Origin of the sequence: Streptomyces sp. NPDC059256 (assembly GCF_042753785.1) — a bacterium.
GTDB lineage: Bacteria > Actinomycetota > Actinomycetes > Streptomycetales > Streptomycetaceae > Streptomyces.
In genome coordinates this window covers 506,584-526,860 of the sequence record NZ_JBHYZO010000002.1, presented here as the reverse complement: position 1 = coordinate 526,860, position 20,277 = coordinate 506,584, and the positions used below count along the sequence as shown (strand labels likewise).

The 20,277-nt window shown below is 69.7% G+C and carries 16 protein-coding genes; 5 read left to right on the top strand and 11 right to left on the bottom strand.

The window, feature by feature from the left end; genetic code table 11:
* Positions 1 to 76 precede the first annotated feature (76 nt).
* Positions 77 to 3,313, bottom strand: coding sequence for a cytochrome P450 (locus tag ACFXJL_RS06800; protein WP_384689854.1), 3,237 nt, complete (start codon positions 3,311 to 3,313; stop codon positions 77 to 79).
* Positions 3,314 to 3,482: 169 nt separating this feature from the next.
* Here ACFXJL_RS06800 and ACFXJL_RS06795 point away from each other — a divergent pair, with 169 nt between their 5' ends.
* Complete coding sequence (locus ACFXJL_RS06795; RefSeq protein ID WP_384689851.1) at positions 3,483 to 4,115, top strand: TetR/AcrR family transcriptional regulator; 633 nt, start codon at positions 3,483 to 3,485, stop codon at positions 4,113 to 4,115.
* Positions 4,116 to 4,218: 103 nt separating this feature from the next.
* Here ACFXJL_RS06795 and ACFXJL_RS06790 read toward each other — a convergent pair whose 3' ends face one another.
* The 4 genes from ACFXJL_RS06790 to ACFXJL_RS06775 all read right to left on the bottom strand — a co-directional run bounded on the left by ACFXJL_RS06790 (position 4,219) and on the right by ACFXJL_RS06775 (position 8,613).
* Positions 4,219 to 5,829, bottom strand: coding sequence for an MFS transporter (locus ACFXJL_RS06790; RefSeq protein WP_384689850.1), 1,611 nt, complete (start codon positions 5,827 to 5,829; stop codon positions 4,219 to 4,221).
* 278 nt (positions 5,830 to 6,107) lie between these two features.
* Complete coding sequence (locus ACFXJL_RS06785; protein WP_384689847.1) at positions 6,108 to 6,770, bottom strand: TetR family transcriptional regulator; 663 nt, start codon at positions 6,768 to 6,770, stop codon at positions 6,108 to 6,110.
* Between the two features lie 70 nt (positions 6,771 to 6,840).
* Positions 6,841 to 7,290, bottom strand: coding sequence for a hypothetical protein (locus tag ACFXJL_RS06780; protein ID WP_384689844.1), 450 nt, complete (start codon positions 7,288 to 7,290; stop codon positions 6,841 to 6,843).
* Between the two features lie 231 nt (positions 7,291 to 7,521).
* Complete coding sequence (locus ACFXJL_RS06775) at positions 7,522 to 8,613, bottom strand: DUF6745 domain-containing protein (protein WP_384689842.1); 1,092 nt, start codon at positions 8,611 to 8,613, stop codon at positions 7,522 to 7,524.
* Positions 8,614 to 8,958: 345 nt separating this feature from the next.
* On the opposite strand from ACFXJL_RS06775, the gene ACFXJL_RS06770 reads away from it, so the two are divergent.
* Positions 8,959 to 9,105: a hypothetical protein gene (locus tag ACFXJL_RS06770; protein ID WP_384689839.1), complete on the top strand. Its 147-nt coding sequence runs from the start codon at positions 8,959 to 8,961 to the stop codon at positions 9,103 to 9,105.
* 31 nt (positions 9,106 to 9,136) lie between these two features.
* On the opposite strand, the gene ACFXJL_RS06765 is transcribed toward ACFXJL_RS06770, so the two are convergent.
* Complete coding sequence (locus ACFXJL_RS06765; RefSeq protein WP_384689836.1) at positions 9,137 to 10,144, bottom strand: ferric reductase-like transmembrane domain-containing protein; 1,008 nt, start codon at positions 10,142 to 10,144, stop codon at positions 9,137 to 9,139.
* Positions 10,145 to 10,366: 222 nt separating this feature from the next.
* Between ACFXJL_RS06765 and ACFXJL_RS06760 the strand changes: the two genes are divergently transcribed.
* A complete protein-coding gene (locus ACFXJL_RS06760; protein WP_384689833.1) occupies positions 10,367 to 11,101 on the top strand; it encodes a hypothetical protein in 735 nt (244 codons plus the stop codon).
* A 69-nt stretch (positions 11,102 to 11,170) separates the two neighbouring features.
* Complete coding sequence (locus ACFXJL_RS06755; protein ID WP_383532225.1) at positions 11,171 to 11,776, top strand: sigma-70 family RNA polymerase sigma factor; 606 nt, start codon at positions 11,171 to 11,173, stop codon at positions 11,774 to 11,776.
* A 328-nt stretch (positions 11,777 to 12,104) separates the two neighbouring features.
* Here the strand turns inward: ACFXJL_RS06755 and ACFXJL_RS06750 are convergent, their stop codons facing one another.
* From ACFXJL_RS06750 to ACFXJL_RS06740, 3 genes are read right to left on the bottom strand one after another with little or no spacing between them, the layout of a single operon-like run.
* Positions 12,105 to 13,364, bottom strand: coding sequence for an ATP-grasp domain-containing protein (locus ACFXJL_RS06750; RefSeq protein WP_384689830.1), 1,260 nt, complete (start codon positions 13,362 to 13,364; stop codon positions 12,105 to 12,107).
* Positions 13,361 to 14,593 (bottom strand): pyridoxal-phosphate dependent enzyme, encoded by a 1,233-nt coding sequence (locus ACFXJL_RS06745; protein ID WP_384689827.1) that lies wholly within the window; start codon positions 14,591 to 14,593, stop codon positions 13,361 to 13,363. Before ACFXJL_RS06745 ends, ACFXJL_RS06750 begins: the two co-directional genes overlap by 4 nt.
* Positions 14,594 to 14,630: 37 nt before the next feature.
* Positions 14,631 to 15,407, bottom strand: a complete 777-nt coding sequence (locus ACFXJL_RS06740; RefSeq protein ID WP_384689824.1) for a class I SAM-dependent methyltransferase — start codon at positions 15,405 to 15,407, stop codon at positions 14,631 to 14,633.
* A gap of 323 nt (positions 15,408 to 15,730) precedes the next feature.
* Between ACFXJL_RS06740 and ACFXJL_RS06735 the strand changes: the two genes are divergently transcribed.
* Positions 15,731 to 17,983 (top strand): MMPL family transporter, encoded by a 2,253-nt coding sequence (locus ACFXJL_RS06735; protein WP_384689822.1) that lies wholly within the window; start codon positions 15,731 to 15,733, stop codon positions 17,981 to 17,983.
* A gap of 110 nt (positions 17,984 to 18,093) precedes the next feature.
* On the opposite strand, the gene ACFXJL_RS06730 is transcribed toward ACFXJL_RS06735, so the two are convergent.
* Together ACFXJL_RS06730 and ACFXJL_RS06725 are read right to left on the bottom strand one after the other, a co-directional pair.
* The gene (locus ACFXJL_RS06730) at positions 18,094 to 19,086 is read right to left on the bottom strand and encodes an NAD(P)-dependent oxidoreductase (RefSeq protein WP_384689819.1); all 993 of its coding nucleotides are present in this window, start codon (positions 19,084 to 19,086) and stop codon (positions 18,094 to 18,096) included.
* Complete coding sequence (locus ACFXJL_RS06725) at positions 19,079 to 19,981, bottom strand: NAD(P)-dependent oxidoreductase (protein WP_384689816.1); 903 nt, start codon at positions 19,979 to 19,981, stop codon at positions 19,079 to 19,081. Before ACFXJL_RS06725 ends, ACFXJL_RS06730 begins: the two co-directional genes overlap by 8 nt.
* Positions 19,982 to 20,277 lie beyond the last annotated feature (296 nt).

Genomic DNA, 20,277 nt, shown 5'->3' with positions numbered 1-20,277 from the left:
ACAGAGGGCGGAGTCGGGACAGAGGTCGGATCGGGACAGGGGCCGGAGTCGGGACCGGGCCGGAGCAGCGCCCGGCTCACCCCGTCCAGACGTCCTCCACATAGCGGTTCGACGTCATCATCGCGCTCAGCCAATCCTCCGCGGCTTCGGCGTTCACGCCCGTACGGTCACGGTAGATCGTGCGGAAGGCGTCCCGTACGGCCGGGGCCATCGCGCGTCCGTCGCCGCAGACGCGGATGTGTGCGCCCGATGCGAGCAGGGTCCAGATTTCGTCCGCCTCGCGTGCGATGCGGTCCTGGACGAAGCGCATGCCGTCGTGCGGGGTTCCCGAGTGGACGGGGCGCAGACTGACTGCCCCCATGCGTTCGGCCGCTTCGAGTTCATCGCGGTGGAGGTAGTCGACGTCCGGGTGGTCGCAGCCGAAGTAGCAGAGCAGTGGGGCCTGGTAGAGGGGGACGGCCGGTACGTTCGCGCTGCCGGAGACCGCCAGCGCCCGGTCTGCGATCAGCGCGCGGAAGGGAGCCAGGCCCGTACCGGCCGCGATGGCGATCACCGGAAGTGTCGGGTCGGACGGCGGGCGGAAGGACTCCTGGCAGGGGGTGATCCTGCCGTCCACGACGTCCCCCGGCTCCTGAGCGGCCAGATATGCGGCGCCCGCGCCCAGCCAAGTGCCCTGGCCGCCGCGGTGCGGTACGGGCGCCGCCGCAACCATCAACTCCACCGTGTCCGGGGCCTGAGCCGGGGACGAAGAGATGGAGTAGTGGCGCATCCGCATGGGGGCGAGGACGTCGAGCAGTTCGGGGAGCGTGGGGCGGCAGGAGACGAAGCGTTCCAGCAGGTCGGGGACGGTTGCGGTGGACCCTTCGGACAGGTGCTCCAGACCGATCCGATCGGGCGGGCAGGGGGTGAGCGCTGCCAGGGCCCTGATCTGACGGCGGGTGGCGGGCTGGCCGAGTTCGACGAAGTGGGTGAGCAGCGCCCGTACGCTCAGGGGTTGGTCCACCGGTAGCGGTGGGTTCTCGATGGTCGATGTCAGTTGGACGACTCGGTCGGGGTCGAGCCCCAGAAGTGCGGTCGTACGGTCCACCAGGGCGGCCGGATTGACCGGGCGGACCAGTAGGTGGTCGCCGCTGCGGTACTCCGCGCCCTCCGGGAGGCGCAGGCGAAGGAAGCGCTTCGAGCGGCCCGTCGGGTGTGTCAGGTCGCAGAGTTCGCCCGTGGCCAGGACCAGCAGCGGCTGGAGGTCGTCGGTCTGCGGGAGCGGGCCTTCGGGTCCGGACGTGACCTCGATGGTGTAGCGCGTACCGGCCGGTGTGTCGTCCACTTCGCCGGGCAGGCCGTAGCGGTCGAGCAGGGTCGACCACACCTGCTCGCTCCAGCGGTCGGTCTCCGCTGTGACATCGGCCGAGACGTCCACGGCCGCCCGTGGTGCGATGGCGGTTCCGCCTGCGGCGGCGAGGTGTTCGTCGATCAGGGTGGGGATGCGTTGGTAGGTCGCGGGCCAGTTGCGGTCGCCGACTCCGAGGACTGCGTACGGTACGGCGGGGAGTCCGGTCGGGTCGTTGTTCTCCAGCCAGTTGACGAAGCGTGCCGCGTCATCGGTGGGGCGTCCGTTGTAGGAGGCGGCGACGATCAGCACCGGGGCTTCGGGGTCGAGTCGGCCGACGGCGTCGTCGAGTTTCTGGACGGTGGTGGTGAAGCCGTGGCGGGTGCCCTGCTGCGCGAGCCCGTCGGCGAGGCTGCGGCAGGTGCCGAGGTTGGAGCCGTAGAGCACGGTCAGCGTGGTGCCGCGTGCCCGCAACCCCGTTGTGGTGTGTGGTGTGTTCGGGGTCGCCCGGGCCTGGGTGGTGGCCGTGGTGGGTCGGCGTTCGTCGTTGGTGGGTCGGCGTTCGTCGTTGGTCCGTCGTACCGGGGTCAGGGAGAAGCCGTCCGGCTTGAGCGTCAGCGTTTCCTTGATCTTGAGCTGGTAGTCATCGTGGTCCAGCAGTCGATAGCGGTGGACGATCAGCCCGAGGAGCAGTGTGGCCTCGTGGAGGGCGAATTGGCGGCCGATGCAGGAGCGTTCGCCGTTGCCGAAGGGCTTGTAGAGGTGGGCCGGGCGTTGTTCCATGCGCTCCGGCGTGAAGCGGTTCGGGTCGAAGAGTTCGGGGTTGTCTCCCCAGGCCGGGTCGCGGTGCAGCATCGGTGTGATCACGACCGCGTTCTGTCCGCGCCGCAGTGGATATCCCCGGCCGATGTGGGTGTCCTCCAGGGGTTCGAGGGAGAACGCGGGGGCGGTGGGCCACAGGCGCAGGCTCTCGTTCAGCACCTGGCGCAGATAGGTGAGCCGTCCGACGTCCTCGTACGAAGGGTGGGGGTCGGGTGCGTCGCCCCACAGCGCATCGGTTTCGGCCTGGGCCGCGGCGAGGACTTCGGGGTGTTTGAGCAGGTAGTACAGGGCGAAGGAGAGTGCACCGCTGGTGGTTTCGTGGCCGGCGATCAGGAAGGTGATCACCTGGTAGCGGATGTTGGTGTCGTCGAGGGTCTCGCCGGTGTCCTTGTCCGTCGCTTGGAGCATGAGGGACAGGAGGTCATCGGGTGTCGAGTCGTCGTGCGTCCGGCCGGTGAGTTCCCCGCGGCGGCGGCGCACGATGTCGTCGACGAGTTCGTTCATGGCGGTGATGTCGGCCTGGTGGCGCTTCTCGGATTTGGCGTAGAGGAAGTCGAGTCCGGGGATGTGTCCGAGTTTCTTCTGTGCGTGGGCGAGGGCCCGGACCATCGTGGAGATGAAGGGGTGTTCTTCGTCGCCGCCGAAGCAGTCGAAGTCGTAGCCGAATCCGCACAGGCCGATGGTGTCCAGGGTCAGTCGGGTCATGTCCGCGGCGACGTCGACCGGGGTACCGGTACGTGCGTCCCAGTTGGCCAGAAGACGTTGTGCCGCGAGCAGCATCGTGGGGTGGTACGCCCGTAGGGCGTTGAAGGAGAACGCGGGCATCAGGATGTTGTGTGCCTTGCGCCAGTTCGGCTCGTGGTCGAGGGCGGTGAAGAGGCCGTCCCCGCCGAACTCCCGGACGGTCACGAGGTCGTCCACCGACTTGCGGAACCTGGTCTCGTCACACAGTTCGGCGACGAGGTCGACGCCGGACACCATGAGACTCTCGCGGCTGAATATCCGCAGGTTGTAGATCGGTCCGAGGGCTCGGGCCTCGTCCATGGCGAACTGGGTGAAGGAGTCGGTCGGCACCCGCAGCGCATGGCCGATCACCGGGATGGCCCCGCGTTCGGGTGCCGCTACCGGGGTCGTGGTCGGTCGGCGGAGTGTCGTCGAATTCATCGGTCTCTGCCCCTCGTGGTCCTGGTTGGTCCTCAGTGGTGGCAATGCGTGGCACGCACAGCGGCTCACGGCGGTTCACCACTCACCCGGCATTCACCATACAATTGACTTTGTCAGGTGACAATGTCGAGTGACATGGACGCTTGACCGTGTCGATATAGTGGCTGGTATGGCACATGTGACCGCCGCGGAACGGCGCCCTCAGCTCATCGCCGCCGCCATCGAACTCATGGCGCGGGAAGGCGTCGCGGCGGGCAGTACACGCGCCATCGCCGCCGAACTCGGCGTGGCGCAGGCGACCGTGCACTACACCTTCGGCACCAAGGCGGACCTCTATCGCGCAGTGCTGGAGTCGCTGACCGATGGACTGATCAGCGGGGTGCAGGAGGGCGTGCAGAACGCCACCAGCCTGGAGGAGGCCCTTGGGGCCACGGCCGAGGTGTTCTGGGCGGACGTGTGCGAGCGGCCCGAGCTCAATCTGCTCTGGTTGGAGCTGATCGCCTTCGCGCTGCGGCGGCCGGAGCTACGCGAAGTGGTGCACAAGTACCAGCAGGACATCACGGACATCGCCGTCACCGCCCTCGTGGACACGGCACAGCGCACAGGGATCCAGTACGCGACGCCACCGGAGGAGTTGACCCGCTTCCTCCTGGCCGGGCTGGATGGACTGTGCATGGGTGTGCTGATGGAGGGCGGCAGCGGGGCGCCGGGCGCGCACACCCGCAAGGCACTGGACCAACTGATCGCAGCGACCGTGGATCTGGCCCACGAGGGCGCCGGCCGCGGACTCGCTCAGGGCTGACGCCCCCGGACGGACCCATGCCGACGGCCCGCTCCCTTGAGAGCGGGCCGTCGGCCTTCAGGACTCACCGGCGGTGGTGCCGCGCGGCGAGGGACCACTGATCTCAGACGTCCACCGAACCGTCCGCCGCGCCGGTGGGGGTGGGGGTGGCGGAAGTGCTGCCGGACGGGCTGGCGGGGTTGTCGCCGGACGGCTCCTTGGCCGCCCCGCCCGTCGCGGACTCCGGGAGGCCCTGCTGCCTGCCCGCATTGATCATGGTCAGGGTGATCACCAGGGCCACCACGAAGAGTGCGGCCCCGACCGTGAAGGCCGTGGTGTAGCCGTGGGTCAGCGCATCGGCCGCCCGCGCCAACAGCGCCTGGTCACCTTCGGCCGCGCCCCGGTACAGCGATCCGGCCGCATCGGGCAGCCGGTCGTCGGCTGCGACCGTCGACACGGTGGTCAGTACGGCCAGCCCCAGCGCGCCGCCGACCTGCTGTGCGGTGTTCAGCAGCGCGGACGCGATGCCGGTGTCCTGCGGACGTACGCCACTGACCGCCCCGAGCGTCATGGGCACAAAGCCGGAGCCCAGCCCCAGACCGGTGATGAACATCGCCGGAGCCAGATGCGTCGCGTACGACGAGCCCGGCTCCAGGGCGCTGAACCACAGCATGCCGGCCGCGGCGACCAGGAGACCGGGGGCGGCTATCTGCCGTGCCGAATAGCGGCTGATCAGCTTGGAGCCGAGGGCCGCTGCGATGGCCATGCCCATGCTGAACGCCAGATAGGCAAAGCCGGTCTTGACCGGGCTGTAGCCGAGGATCTGCTGCATGTAGAGGGTGAGGAAGTAGAAGGTGGCGAACATGCCGGAGCCCATGAACAGCATGGTCAGGAAGGCACCCGAGCGGCTGCGGTCCTTGAACAGGCGCAGCGGCATCATCGGGTGCTCGGTCCGGGCCTGGAGCATCAGGAAGACCACGAGCAGCACGGCGGCAGCGGCGAAGGACCCCAGGGTGAGGGAGTCCGACCAGCCGTGCTCACCGCCGCGGGTGATGGCGTAGACGAGGGCGATCAACCCGCCGGTGCCGGTGATCGCGCCGGGGATGTCCAGGCTTCCGCGGTTGCGCTCGCCCTCGGCGAGAACGCGGGTACCGGCCAGGATCGCGATGCCGATGGGGATGTTGACGAAGAACACCCAACGCCAGTCCAGATAGTCGGTGAGGATGCCACCGAGGAGCAGACCCACCGTGGAGCCGAGACCGGCCATGGCGGCGTAGACGCCCATGGCCTTGTTGCGAGGCTTGCCCTCGGGGAAGTTCGTCGCGATCAAGGAGAGCGCGGTGGGTGCTGCGATGGCCGCGCCGACGCCTTGGAGGACGCGTGCCCCGATCAGCAGCTCCTCATTGGGTGCCACTCCTCCGAGGAGGGAGGCCAGGGTGAAGATGACGATGCCGACCTGGAACATTCTGCGGCGCCCGAAGAGATCACCGGCTCGGCCGCCGAGGAGCAGCAGACCGCCGAACGCGAGGGCGTACGAGTTCACGATCCAGGCGAGCGTTGAGGCCGAGACATCGAGGTCGGCCTGGATGCTGGGCAGGGCGATGTTGGTGATGGTGCCGTCGAGGACGACCATCAGCTGCGCCGCGGCGATGACGATGAGCGCGAGCCCCAGGTGTGGATGGACGCCGGAGGGCGGTGCGGCCTGGTGGCCCGCGGCCGTGCTGTCGCTGGACATGGTTCTCCCGGTGGGTTCAGGGGGCGCCGCTGAAGCGCCACCAGGTAAAAGTAAACAGGTGTTTAGTTTTATTTCTCACCAGACGTTGAGAAAAGGTCACGACAGGACCTCGGGACGAGTACGGGAGGGGTGGGTGCGGGACGAGCACGGGAGGGGCGCGGGAGGGGTGCGGGGCGAGTACGGGAGGGGTCCCGGGCAGCAGGGAGGCCCACTACAGGGGTCCGTAGTGGGCCTCGATCGCGCCGGGGAACCAGGCCGCAGACGGTAGGTGACGGAGCTCAGTCCGTGGTGTCCGGCCGTTCGCCCGACGGGTCGCCCGGATCGATCAGCCCCCGGAGCACCGGCACCGCCAACCGCAGCACGTCCTCCTGGTCCGCCCCGGCCAGGTCCGGCATCCGCAGCAGATGGCGATGGGTGGCGATGCCCATCATCATCGCGCCGACCAGGGCCGCACGGAGACGGGAGTCCGGATCGTCGATTTGCGCCGCGATCGGGTCGATCGCCTGCGCGGTCACGCGCTCCCGCAGCAGGCCAGCGGCGTCCTCGCTGGTCAGACTGGTTCGCAGCAGTGCGGTCATCGGACTGTCGGGGTCCTTGGACCAGGCACCCAGCATGGTGCGCAGATAGTTCTCGACCGACTGCCCGGGGTCGTCGGTGGTCAGCTCGGCCACCGGGATCTCCCAGTCCACGGTCTCGCGGAACAGTTCCTGCTTGGTGCCGAAGTACTGGATGACGGACGCCTTGTCGACGCCCGCCTGTTCGGCGATGGCCCGGATGGTGGCGCGCTCATAGCCGACCTCGGCGAACCGTCGACGGGCGGCCTGGAGGATGCGTCGCCGAGTGCGTTCGCCCTTGCGCTCCCCCGCCCGGGCGGGCACCGGCCCGTCGGTGGGGCTCTGCGACGCGTCGGCGCTGGTCACACCGGTCTCCTCACGGTCCACGAACACACCTGTACTCCGGCCGAATGCTACAAGCGCCGCAGGTTCGGCCCAGTCGGCGATCAGTCCGCAATCAGTCGGCAATCAGTCGGCTGGCGCCTCCGGCCCTGCGGTCGCCGCGCTCGCGTTGGCGCCGGACCACGTACTTTCCGGGGGCGATGCCCGTACCGCCGTGTTCGGGGTGGATGAGATAGGCGACGGCCGTGGTCTCCAGCATGCCGATCGCCAGACCTCGCTCGTCTCGGATGTGGGAGGTCCACCGGCAGGTGCCGGGATCGGCCGTGAGGGTGTGCGGATTGCCGCCGCCCGCGCTGCGCAGCAGTTCGATCCCGGCACGTGGCACGTCCCGCCAGGTGCCCCAGGAGTATTCGGCCACGCTCGCCTCGACGAGGGCGTACGGAACGACGATCAGGTCGCCCTGGGCCTGGAGGCCGTCGACGACGGGGATGGTGATCTCTCGTTCCAGATGGCCGAGGACGTCGAGACCGGTGCGTGCGGTGAGATCGGCGAGGGTCATGGTCATGTGCATCACCTTGGGTATGTGGATCGGTGGGTGTTGTGGATCAGTGGGGTGTCGGCAGCCGCCGGACGCAGCCCAACGGCTCACGAGACGGGTGTCGGTGACGGCCAAACGGACAGCCCAACGGACAGCCCAACGGCTCGCGAACGGGTGTCCGTGACGGCCGACGGCATGCGAACCGGGTGTCGGTGACGGCTCGCGAGGGTGTCGGAGTGGTGCAGCAGCGGGCCTGCGTCAGGTGCGTCGTGCGAGTTGGGCGTACTGGGCCCCGGTGAGCCCGTATGACCAGCCGGCAGCGGCCACCGGATCGTCGAAGTAGGACGGCACACCGAGTCCGTAGCGCCGTTGTCGACCATCGGGCTCCAGCGAACCGTTGACGGCCAGCAGCACGCGCGAACGTCCCCAGACCTCGGGCGGTACGTCGTAGAGCTGGAGTTGGGCGCCGGGATTGCCCGGGTCGGGTGCGGTGGCGACCAACCGCAGCCCGGCCTGGTCGATGTAGTCGTCCCAGCCGAAGCGCTCGATGGCCGAGCGGCGGACCTCGATGCTGCGCGCACCGTGGATCAGCTCGACGGTGGGTCCGGTGATCACCCATCGCGGCACCACCGTGCCGTGCAGTACGTGGATGCCGGTGCCGTCCGCGAACCGTAGGGCCGGGCCGTCGTCGTGGTGGAGGCGTTGTTCACCGCGGGCACTGTTGGGCAGGGCTTCGAGGTGGATGCCGGTGGGGCGCTCCGCCATCACGCACAGCCCGGCGCGCGGCCACCACCATCCGGTGGACGTGGTCAGATCCGTCCAGAGCGCCAGTTCGGCGGCGTCGTCGGGGAGGTAGACCGTGTGGCCCGCCCTCGCGTGCAGTACGAAGCGGGCGACCCAGTGGGCGTCGTGCTGTCCGTGCCAGTTCAGTCCGGGGGTGCTACCGGTGGGCGGCAGCAGGGCCGTGCGCAGGGGCGCGCGGATCGAGGTGTGCACGGTGGTGCGCAGCGCTTCCCACTCGGCTCGGAAGGACCAGCGGGGGAGGATGCGCGCTTCCAGTCGTTCACGGAGGTCGGCTTGGAGTGAGGCGAGACGGTTGGCGACCGGTGGGCGGCTGTCCGTGGTGGACGTCCGTGCCGTGTGTACGGCGGGGGTGGACGGGTCGTCCCGGCTCCCGGGCAGGAGGGGGAGCGCCGCGGTGGGGGACGGCACCCAGACGAATCGCGGCGGTGGTGCGTCGATGAGTCGGTAGAGGGCGGTCACGGCCGCCTCTGCACGGGGGCGGTCGGACGGCTGGGTGGAGACTCCGTGCGCGAGCCATTCCCGGCACAGGGTGTCGACGAGCGTCAAACGTTCTTCTGGGGTGAGGGGCGGCCGGTGCGGGCCGCGGGTCCGGGAGACGGACGGGGGTCGGGTCAGCGTCCCGTGGGCATGTGACACGGCGCTCACCGGAGGGTGGCGGTGTCCGCCTTTCCATGGGTCATGGGAGGGATCGTGGCAGCCCGGTCGGCGATCCGCAAGACTGTTCTACGGCTCGGTGGGGCGAACGGCAGGCGGTACACCGGCCGTCGCTCGTTGTGAGCGGCGGATGAGCACACCCACTGTCGCCCGGTGTCGGCCGGTGTGAGTCACTGGCGGGAGAGAAGCCCGACCGAACGAGGTCGAGTCGAGGCAGTGGGAGAAGGTGGCAAGGGCATGGCAGCGTCCGAAGCGGCGGTTTCACCCCTGATGTACGTCGCTCCGGTCTTGGCGATCGGAGTGATCGTCGTGTTGTGGGCCTGGGCCAAGCGTTGGCGGCGGAAGACGATGGCGGCGCAGCGGGAGAACGACTCGCTCGGCTGAGGACCATGTGCGGCGCCCCCGCCCCGGGTGCTCAGTCGTGGTTGTGCGTCGATGTGGTGTCCGCGGGGGGTTCGGCGCGCCCACCGTCCCGCCCGGTGATCACCACCGCGAGCAGCACGATGACGACCGCGACCGCAGCCGCCCGCCCCGCGAACCGTAGGCTCCAGCCGGTCGCCGACCCCTTGTGGTCCCGGAGGCCGCGGAGCCGCTCCGAGCGGCGGGCCGGGCGGAGCAGTCGCATCAGGAAGAGTGCGGCGATGGGGAGTTGCAGCAGCCAGATCGTGGTGCGGAACCAGCCGTCGTACCAGACGTTCGTACCGTAGAGCAGGGTGTGCCACACGCTCAGGACGTAGACGACGAGGACGAATCGGTGCATGACCCGCCAGGTCTTGGGGCCGATCCGGTGGCGGACGTAGAAGAGCAGGCCGAGCGGGATGGCGAGGTAGAGGGCTCCTTGGCCCACCGGAATCGCGATCCGGCCGGTGCCTGAGTCATAGCCGCCGGGTACGAACACCTCGACGAAGGCCGTGCCCATGGCGCCGAGCAGGCCGTCCTTGTTGTGGTTGACCAACTCTGCCCCGAACAAAAGGGCGTGGGCGAAGATCAGGGCGATGGTGTTGAGGCTCGTGGTGCGGTGGAGTCGTTCCAGGGTCGGTGCGGAGAGGGGCAGTCGCCCCGGGCGGGGGCCGGACAGGAGCAGTCCGAGCACGACCGTCCCCCACGCCCAGAGCAACGCGGACCAGCCGAACGCCTGGCTGAGGAAGTACATCCAGAAGGCGCCCGCATCGGCCATGAACGGCATGACCGTCACCGTGGACGACGTCTTCGCCTCGATGCGTGCGTAGAGGATCGCGAAGACTGCGGCGGTGACGACCAGGGCGATCACACCGTCGACGAGACCGGCTCGGAGGTCGGAACGCAGGGTCACCGGCGCCGGGCGGCTGCGGTCGGCCGCACCGCTCGTCCGCCGGTCCGGCTCCTCGGGGTGGGATTCCGCTGTGGGAGCAGCATGTTCCGCACCTGCCTCGTTCGCCTGCATGTGCTGGGCTCCGCTCTCATCGGCTGCTCGTCGACTGTTCGTCGGCTGCTTGTCGGCTGGTTTTCGCTGGAGCAGTCGGTGGTGCCGACCGAAAAGTTCCCCACCCACGCATGTGACGTGCATCACTTGATATCGGTGTCCGGGTAAACCCATTGATCGTCCGATGTATCCGCATCGGTTGGGCTTCCCCGAGGCCCGGGGGGCACTGGCACGATGACCGCCATGGCAGCCGGACGCCTCCTCCGCCTCACACACACCGCGGTGCTGGCCGCTGTGTGCGTCGTGGTGTCCGGGCTCGGCCACGATCTGTCGTCCGGTGTCCCACCGTCCGTGGCCGGATATGCGTTGGCCCTGCCCCCGGTGTGCGCGGCGGCCTGGTGGCTGACCGGCAAGGTGCGCGGGGCGGCGTTCGTGATGGGCGCGAGCGCGGCCGGGCAGGCGTTCCTGCATGTGCTGTTCGGGATGGTGTCCCATGGCGGAGGGGGGCAGGGAGCCGGCCATGGGCCTTCGAATACGGTTGCCCATCACGCGGGGCACGGCTCGATGCCCACCGCCCACCACGGACCCGATATGGCGCACCACGCAGGCCATGGGGGATCCGTCCTCCCCGTCGAGCAGCTGCCCCATGGGCCGCTCTCGATGGAACTGGACTTCCTGAGCCGGGCTTTGGACGGTTCGGCGCTGACGGGCGGGATGGCCCTCGCGCACATGTTCGCCGGGGCCGTGTTCGGCTGGTGGTTGTGGCGAGGGGAACGGGCCCTGCTCCAACTCGCCCTGGCTCTTTCCCTGTTCGGCGCCCGTGGGCTGCGGTTCCTCCGGGCCGTGCTGTTGGGCGTACGACCGCCACCCCCGCTGCCGCCCGCGCACCCGGCCGACCGCCGCCCGATCCAGCTGCCGGTCTCGGTGGAACTGCTACGCACGCTCCCCCGGCGCGGTCCACCGCTCCTTCCGTCCTGAACTCGTCACCTCAACACCCCTACGGGCGCCACCTGTGCGGTTCCGCCCGGACGTGAAGGACGTTTTGTCATGCTTTCTCAATATCCTCGAACGGATAGCGCTGCCCTGAACCGGGACGCGGAAATCACTCGTTGGGCCCTGGCAGCGGGCCGTGGCGACCGGGAGGCCGCCGAACTCTTCGTCCAGGCCACCTATGACGACGTACGCCGGTTCGTCGCCCATCTCACGGCGGACGGGCGGGCGGCGGAGGACCTCACGCAGGAGACCTTCGAGCGGGCGCTGCCCAGTCTGCCGAGGTTCGCCGGGCGGGCCTGTGCTCGCTCCTGGCTCCTCGCGATCGCCCGGCGCGTGGTCGTCGACCGCTACCGCAGGGCTGCCGCACGACCCCGGATCGCGGACACCGACGACTGGCTCGGCGCCGCCGACCGTGCCCAACCGCGCCATCTGCCCGGCTTCGAGGAGTCGGTGGCGTTCAGGGATGCCCTGCGTGTGCTGGAGCCGGGCAGACGGCAGGCGTTCGTCCTGACGCGTTTACTCGGTCTGTCGTACGTCGAAGCAGCTGATCTGCTGGGCTGCCCGGTGGGGACCATACGGTCACGGGTCGCGCGAGCCCGTCGCGATCTGGCCCGGGTGTGGCTTGAGCAGCCGGGACCGGCCGTCCTGGCAGCGGCGTAGGAGATGCGCCGGCAGGGTGAGCCACCCCGCCGTTGTCCTGCCGGAGTACGTGCCTGACCACAGCCGTCCTGTCGGAGTACCTGCCTGACCACAGCTGTCCTGCCGAAGTACGGGTCTGACCACAGCCGTCCTGCCGGAGTACGTGCCTGACCACGGCGACAGGATGCGTCGTCAGACAGGTCCCTCAGGGGGCGGCACTCGAAGCCCTCCGCGAGTGCCGCCCCCATCGGTCGTCCCCGGCCCGACCCGGTTGGTGCGGCACCCGCGAGGGAGGAGTGCACGGATACCGCAACCACCCATCTGGCCAGCGTCCTTCCGGAGAAGGACGCTAGGGCCCGAGGACCGTCCTCAGCACCGGGCGGACCGTCGTCGCGGCGCTCCACGCCCGGTGTTGTGCCAGTTCGGCGGTGGGTGCCTCGGCCAGCACCATGCCCGTGCAGCCGCGCTGGTCCGCCACGCTGGGCACCTCGTCCCCCGGCACCCGCACCGGGTACCACCGTGGTGGGCCGGGAAACGTCCGCAGCCCGTCCAGCCCGCTGAAACCCTCCACCACACCGGGTCGGTCGGCGTAGACCAGGACGAAGGCGACCGCAGGGCCGGACCGTGGCCCGGGCGATGTGTCCATCAGCTTCGGCCGACGGCCCAACACGGCATCGACCAGTGCCTCGTAGACATTGGTGCCCAGCGCCAGACAGAGCGCCTCACCGATCAATGCGCCCCCGATGCGGCGGTTGATCTCCACGAGTTCCGGCCCCTGCGCGGTCTGGACGAACTCGATGTGCGCAAAGCCCTCCCGGTGTCCGACCGCGGCGAGCACGGCCGCCATCCGCTGTTCGACAGCGGCGAGCTCTGCGGTGGGTAGCGCCACGGGGAAGGCCGCGGCCTCCTCCCGGACGGCGGGCCTGCGCGAGGTGTGCCGGCTGGTGACACCGAGCAGTCGGGTCTCCCCGTCCCAGCTCAGGGTCTCCGCGCTGTACAGGGGCCCGGCGAGATACGGCTCGGCGAACAGTTCGCCGCGCAGTTCCATGGCGCCCGCCGCCACCAAGGCCGCCCGTAGTTCCTGCTCGTCGTGGGCGATCCAAACGCCCCGCGACGAGGTGCCGGCGGAGTCCTTCAGCACCACGGGCGGCACGAGCGCCGGACACAGCGCGGCAAGGCCCGTCCGCCCGGCGCGGGCGGCGGCGATGACGGCATCGGGCACGGCGGTCGACGAACCGCGGCTCAATCCGACCCGGTGCAGTGCCGCCCGGACCCGGGCCTTGTTCCTGAGCAGCCGTACCGATGCCGGATCCGGCCCGGGCAGCTCCAGTTCGGCGGCGAGGTCGGCTGCCGGCACGCTCCAGGTGTCCGTCGTGTTGATCAGCCCGGCGAGGTCGGGCAGTGCGGTCAGGACCTTGCGCACGGCATCCGGGTCGGTGGTGTCGACGTCCACCACATCGAGTGCGGCGCCGGCGGGGAGCGCGGTCAACTCATGGTGGTAGTAGCCGCGGTCTCCGGTGAGCAGACAGAGCCGGTGGCCGGCGGCCGTGGCGGCCTCCACCGTTCTGGCCAGGCCGAAGGAGAGCGATTCGAGCGAGGCGATCGTCATCGTGCGTCCCCCGCGGTCCACAGGGTCTTCTCGGCCGTCCACGGGTCACCGGACCGTGTGCCCGCCGAGGTGGGTTCCGGTGCAGACCCATGAGGGTCGTCGGCCACCTGGGCACCGGGCGGCGCCGGCCTTCCCGCCCACTCCATGACCGACCACGGCGGACGCAGTCGCTCCAGCGAGTCGATGCGTTCGGGTCGTAGCCCGGCCGGGTCCTGCGCCTCCTCATGGCGCCCGAAGACCCGTTCCGTATAGCGGTGGCCGGTGTCGGCGCCGACCACCAGGTACGTGGTGTTCCGCTCCTGTGCCTCTTCCCAACGCGCCACCAGGTGCGCGGCTCCGGTGGAGAGCCCGGCGAAGACCGCATGGCGGCGCAGGAGTTCCACCGTGCCCGCCATCGCATGACGGAAGTCCAACCAGTGCACGGTGTCGTACAGCTCGTGCCGTACGTTCCCGAACGGGATGGAGCTCCCGATCCCGGCGATGATCGCCTCGGGGTCGCTGAACCCCTCGCTGCCGAAGGTGACACTGCCGAAGGGCTGTACGCCCACCAGCCGTACGGCCCGCCCCCGCTCGCGGAGTGCCGTGGTCAGCCCACCCGTGGAGGCACCGGTGCCCACCGCGCCGACGACCGTCAGATGCCCGTTCGGCAGTGCGGCGGACGCCCGCTCCGCGAACTCGCGATAGCCGGTGTGGTGCACGCCGTCGTGGTACTGCCGCATCCAGTGGATGTCCGGCCGTCGCGCCAACAGTTCGTGCACCCGCCGTACCCGCCGCTCCTGGTCCAGTCGCAGGCTCTGGGACGGTGGCATCTGCTCCACCGTGGCCCCGAGCACTTCGAGTTGTGCCCGCATCACGGTGTCCACGGTCGTGGACGCGACGATGTGGCAGTGCAGTCCGTACCGGTGGCACGCCATCGCGAGCGCCAGTGCGTAGATCCCGCTGGAGCTGTCCACCAGGGTCTGGCCCGGTGTGATCCGGCCGGACTCCAGCAGGGCGCGCACCGCTCCGAGGGCTGCGTACACCTTCATCGTCTCGAAGCGCGCCAGGACGACCGATCCTGAGAGGCGGACGAACGCGGCGGATTTGAGTGCGTCCGTGATGTGCGCGTGCACCGGTACGGGGTCGAGCGGAAGTGAGTCGAGCGGTACGGCCGCATCCGGCGCGACCGGGTCCGCATCGGCTGCGTCCGGCAGGGCCGGTCGGGGGATCGCCGGTGTCGTGGGGGGCATGCGGATGGGACCTCCTGGCTGTGTGCGTGGGGGGTGGTCAGCGGGGGCGCTTGCCTTGGACGATCAGCCGACGGGAGCCTTGGTCGTAGCGCCCGCCGTCGAAGTCACCGAACACCTCCACCTCGGTGAATCCGGCTTCCCGGAAGTGCTGGTGCAGTTCGGCGGCGCTGTAGAGGGTGCAGTGGATGGACGCGGTGCGGGCGCGCTCCCCGCGGACGAGGGTCCAGTCGGTCCGCAGTCGCCGCCAGTCGTCGAGGACGGTGTCGCGCTGGACGACGTACGAGCCGTCCGGGAGGTCCACGACCTGGGGGCGTCCGATCCAGCCCGCGAGGACCTCCTTGCCCATGACATCCACCAGCAGTCGCCCACCAGGGGCGAGACTGCGCCGGGCGTTGTGCAGCACCCGCAGGTTGTCGGCCGGGTCGGCGAAGTAGCCGAAGGAGGTGAACAGGCTGAGGACGAGGTCGTACCCCTCGGGTTCGACGTAGTCGAGCATGTCGGCCCTGACCAGCCGCACCACGGCACCCGCCCGATCCACGGCCTCGCGCGCCCTGGTCAGCATGGCGGCGCTGAGGTCGACACCGGTGACCTCGTAGCCGCGCTCGGCGAGCGGCCCCAGGAAGAGTCCCGGACCGCAGCACAGATCCAGTACCCGGGTGCCGGGTGGATGGTCGAGCAGGGTGGATTCCCGTATGAGCGCTGCGGCGGACCGGCCGCGGTCCGGGGAGAACATGGCGGGCGCGAAGTCGACCCAGAGGGAGTCATCGCCGTACCAGTCCCGGGCGGTGGCCCCTTGGCAGTCCGTACTCGTCATCGCGTTGACCTCCCTGAGCGGAACGCATCACCCCAGTGGTCGTGCGATCACCGCCAGGAGTTCCCGACCCTCCGCACAGCCGAAGTTCCCGACCACCCGCACGAGCGGAGTGCCCGAGCCCCCGCACGGACGCAGTGCCCGACCACCCGCACGAGCGGAGTGCCCGACCCCTGAACGGCTGGAGGATCCGCCGTCCGGCCCCTCGCACGTCACCCGTTCCCCCGCCCCGACGTGCCCCGCGCCAAGGACCGATCTTGAATGCGGAGTGTCCAAGGTGGTTTCTGTTGCGGACGCGCGAGCGTCGCCCCGGGCCGGGAGTACGCATGTCGATGCCGCACAGCCCCGACCGCGCGACCCCCGCCGTGCACAAGGGAGTACTGCGTCGTATCGGCGAGTGGTGTGCGCACCACGCCGTGGTGGTGATCGTGCTGTGGGTCGCGGCCCTCGCCGGGCTCCAGGTGCTCCACCACAGCTACGGCGGCGACTACTCGGACGACTTCTCGCTCCCCGGCACCCAGTCGCAGGACGGCGTCGACGTCCTCCAGAAGCACGAGCCGCAGGCCGGCGGATACAGCTCGCAGATCGTGCTGCACGACGACGACCGGCCGCTGACCGCCGTGAGCAGCCAGCTCGGCACGGTGGTGGCGAGCCTGTCGAAGCTGCCGGACGTGCTGTCCGCGCAGAATCCGCTGACCGTACCGTCCACGGGCAGTGTCGGACCCCTGTCGACCGATGGGAAGACGGCGTACATCACCATCCGCTTTGACGTGCAGCCGTCCACTCTCGGCGATTCCTATCTGCACGGCGTCGACTCCGCCGTTCAGCCGCTGCGGTCGGCGGGCGTCGATGTCGAGTACGGCGGGCCGCTCGGCGAACTCGCCCGTCCCGAACCCAACGACCGACTCAGCGAGGCCATCGGCTTCGGGGTGGCGATCGTCGTCCTGCTCATCGGGTTCGGCAGTGTGATCGCCGCCGTACTACCGCTGGTCACCGCGTTGATCTGCGCCATCTGCGGGCTGGCGCTGTTGGGACTGCTTGCCGCGGCGACCACCTTCGCGACCGTCTCGCCCACCCTCGCCACCATGATCGGCATCGGGGTGGGCATCGACTACGCGTTGTTCCTGGTCACCCGCCACCGACAGAACCTGATGAACGGCGAGAATCCCGTCACCGCGGCCGGGATGGCCGCGGCGACCAGCGGCCATGCGGTGCTGCTCTCCGGCTGCACCGTGATCATCGCCCTGTCGGGGTTGTGGGTCTCCGGCATCAGCTTCATCGGCAAACTGGGACTGGCGGCGGCCGTCACCGTCGTTACCGCAGTGATCGGTGCGCTCACGCTCGTACCGGCGATCCTGGGCCTCGTCGGACGTCACATCGACAAGCTGCGCGTCCGGGCGCCCATCGCCGAAACGGACGCCGAGCCGGGCGAGCCGGCCCACGGCGGCTGGCACCGGTACGCCCAGCGGGTGGAACGCCGGCCCTGGTGGTTCCTGACGGGCGGTGTGGTGCTGCTGCTGATCCTGTCGTTCCCCGTGTTCTTCATCCAACTCGGCCACATCGGCGACGGCGCCGACCCCAAGTCGTTCACGGACCGGCGCGCTTTCGATCTGATGTCGTCCGCCTTCGGCCCGGGCTCGAACGGCCCGCTGACGCTGGTGGTGGACCAGTCGGACGTGCCCCAGTCGGACCGGGCCGCCCTGGCGAGCCAACTACAGAAGTCGCTGACGGGGGTGAAGGACGCAGCCACGATCACACCCCTCCAACCCACCGCGGACGGTGACGTACTGATCGGCACGGCCTACTCGGTCGCCGCACCCCAGGACGAGAAGACGACGGAGTTGACCAACCGGCTGGAGAGTGACGCCCTTCCGTCCGGGGTGTCAGGGACGGACGCCAAGACCTATGTGACCGGTACGACCGCGGCCCAGGTCGACTTCCTCGACATCGTCTCGGCCCGCCTCCCGCTGATCATCGCCGTCGTCGTGGGACTCGCGTTCCTGGTCATCCTGGTCGTCTTCCGAGGGCTGCTGGTCGCCCTGAAGGCCGCGGTGCTCAATGTGCTGTCGATCGCCGCCTCCTACGGGGTGGTCGTGGCGGTGTTCCAGTGGGGCTGGGGCGGCCCGGCGCTGGGTGTCTCGGGCGATGTGCCCATCGAGAGCTATGTCCCGATGATGATGTTCGCCATCGTCTTCGGGCTGAGCATGGACTACGAGATCTTCCTGCTCTCCCGCATCCATGAAGCCTGGCTGGTCACGGGCGACCCCAAGGCGAGCGTGGCCCATGCCCTGGAGATCACCGCCCGGGTCATCACCTGCGCCGCACTGATCATGGTGAGTGTGTTCGCGGCATTCATCATCAGCGACAACATCGTCGTGAAGATGCTGGGCCTGGGGCTGGCGGCGAGCGTCCTGATCGACGCCACGGTCGTACGGCTGCTGCTGGTGCCCGCGGTGATGACCCTGCTCGGCAAATCGGCCTGGTGGACACCGCGCTGGCTGGACCGGATCATGCCGAACCTCCATGCGGAGGGGACGGCGTCGGACAGCGAACGCACCACGGCGGGCTCCGGGAAGTGATCGACGGCTCGCCGGGGCTCGGGTCCTCGTTGCTCGCCGGGGCTCGGGCCCTCGTTGCTCGCCACGGCACTGGTTGCTGGCCAGGTCATGGTCTCGAAGGCGCTCGGAGCTCAATCCGCGGGTGCGGCAGGCCGGGCCCTGAGCAGTTCGAAGAGGCTGGAGAAGCTGTCCTGCCCATGGCCGTCGGCCGCCCGCCGGTCGAGCAGCGCCTTCAGCGGGGCATGCACATCGGCAGCGACGCCCCGGCTGCCGCTGAGGTCGACGAGGCCGTCGACCGCGGCCCGGTTCAAGTCGATCGTGGAGACGCCTTCCGCGTACGTCCCCGACCCGGCCTCCCGTGCCAACTCGGGCAGGAACTCGGCCATGCCGTGGAGCCATCGGGCGGCGAGCGGGGCGAGGACCTCCGGCGGGGTGCCCACCGAATCGAGCACCGCCGCGGCGTGCAGGAAACCGGCCAGAGCCGCGTATCCGACGCCGAGTACGGCGAGGTCGTGGATCTCTGCCGCACCGGGGTCCGCGCCGAAGTGGTGCGCGGGTGCCATCACCTCCAACTCGGTCCGGTAGGCGGCGAAGGCATCCGGGGAACCGCTGTAGAGGAAGAATCCGATCGGGGTCGCGACGGTCTGGGGAAGGGCCATCATGGCGCCGTCGAGATAGTCGGCGCCGTGTCCGACGGCCCAGGCCGACAGTTCCCGGGCCCGCTCCGGGGTGCTGTTGGCGAGGTTGACCAGGGTGCGACCGCGCAGCGCGGCGGTGGCAGGGGCGAGGGCCTCCCGTACCGCGTCGTGGTCGAGGAGCGGGGCGATCACCAACGGGCTGGCGGCCAGGGCTTCCGTGACGGTGTCCGCGAGGACCGCGCCGCGGGCGACGAGCGGTTCGGCCCTCGCCGCCGTGCGGTTCCACACGGTCACCGTGTACCCGGCGTCGAGGAAGGCGACGGCGATCGGTGTGCCCATCCGGCCGAGCCCGATGACCGTCACGGCCGGCCCAGTCAGCCCGGTCGGCCCAGTCGGCTCGGTCACTTCATTCAGCCCAGCCGGCCCGGTCACCTCATTCAGCCCGGTCAACTCATTCAGCCCGGCCGGCCCGGTCGGCTCAGACATTGCGCTCTCCCGTCGCGATCGTTGCCACGACACTCGCAATGCCGCTCTGGCCGTGCCCGCCCGCCGCGGCCCGGTTCAGCAGTGTCTGGAACAGTTCGGGCACATCGGTGCCGATGCCCTGCGTCCTGCTGGTGTGCAGAAGGTGCTCCATCGCCGCCCGGTGCACCTCAACGGTGCCGTCGTCGTCGGGGAATCCACCGTCCTCGATCTGACGGGCGTGATCGACCATCAGCGAGGTGACGAACGGCATGTGCCCCTTCGCGACCGCCGCGAAGGCCGTGGGGTCGACGTCGGCCGCACCCACCAGCGCAACGGAGTGGTAGAAGCCGGCCAACGCGCCCCACACCAGGCCGAACAGGGCGGTGTCGTACACGGGGGCCAGCATCGGGTTGCTGCCGAGGTACACGGCGTTGCCCAGGCTCGCCAACACCTGTCGATGGGTGGCAAAGGCTTCCGGCGAGCCGCTGAAGACGAACAGCGCCTCGGGGCGCCCGACCAGTCGGGTGCCGCTCATGGCGGCGCCGTCGAGATAGCCGGCACCGTGCGCCGCAGCCCAGTCGGCCGCCCTGGTTGCGTCCTCGGGAGTGCCTGAGGTCAGGTTCACCAGCACCCGGCCGCGCAGACCGTCCACGACCGGCCCGAGCAGGTCTTGGACGGTCGCGTAGTCCGGCAGGCAGACCACGACCAGTTCGCTCGCGGCCAGCGCCGCTGCCACGCTGTCCGCCCGGGCCGCCCCCTGTTCGACGAGTGCGTCGGCCTTCGCCGCGGTGCGGTTCCACACGGTCGTGGTGTGGCCGGCGCTCAGGAACGCCTGGGCGAGCCGGGTTCCCAACTGCCCCAGACCGATCACGGACACCGTGGAACGCTCGTGGTTCTCGTTCTCCAGCACGGTCATCTCTGACTCCTGGTTTCCTCTTCGGCTGACTGCACCGAGCCGGTCCTTCCGGCTGACAGCACATTCGCCGCCCGTACTGTCGGACCCCTGTCGGACCCCTGTCGGACCCCTGTCGGACCGCCATCGGACCGCCGTCGGTCTGCGGACGATCGACGAAACCGTCCACGGGCGGGGTACGGACGATCCGCGGGCGGGGTACGGACGGTCGGTGGACGGCGTACGGACGATCCGCGGGGGGGTACGGACGGTCTGAGTGCGACCTGCGGACGTTCGCGCTTTCGCAGGCCCCGGCTACC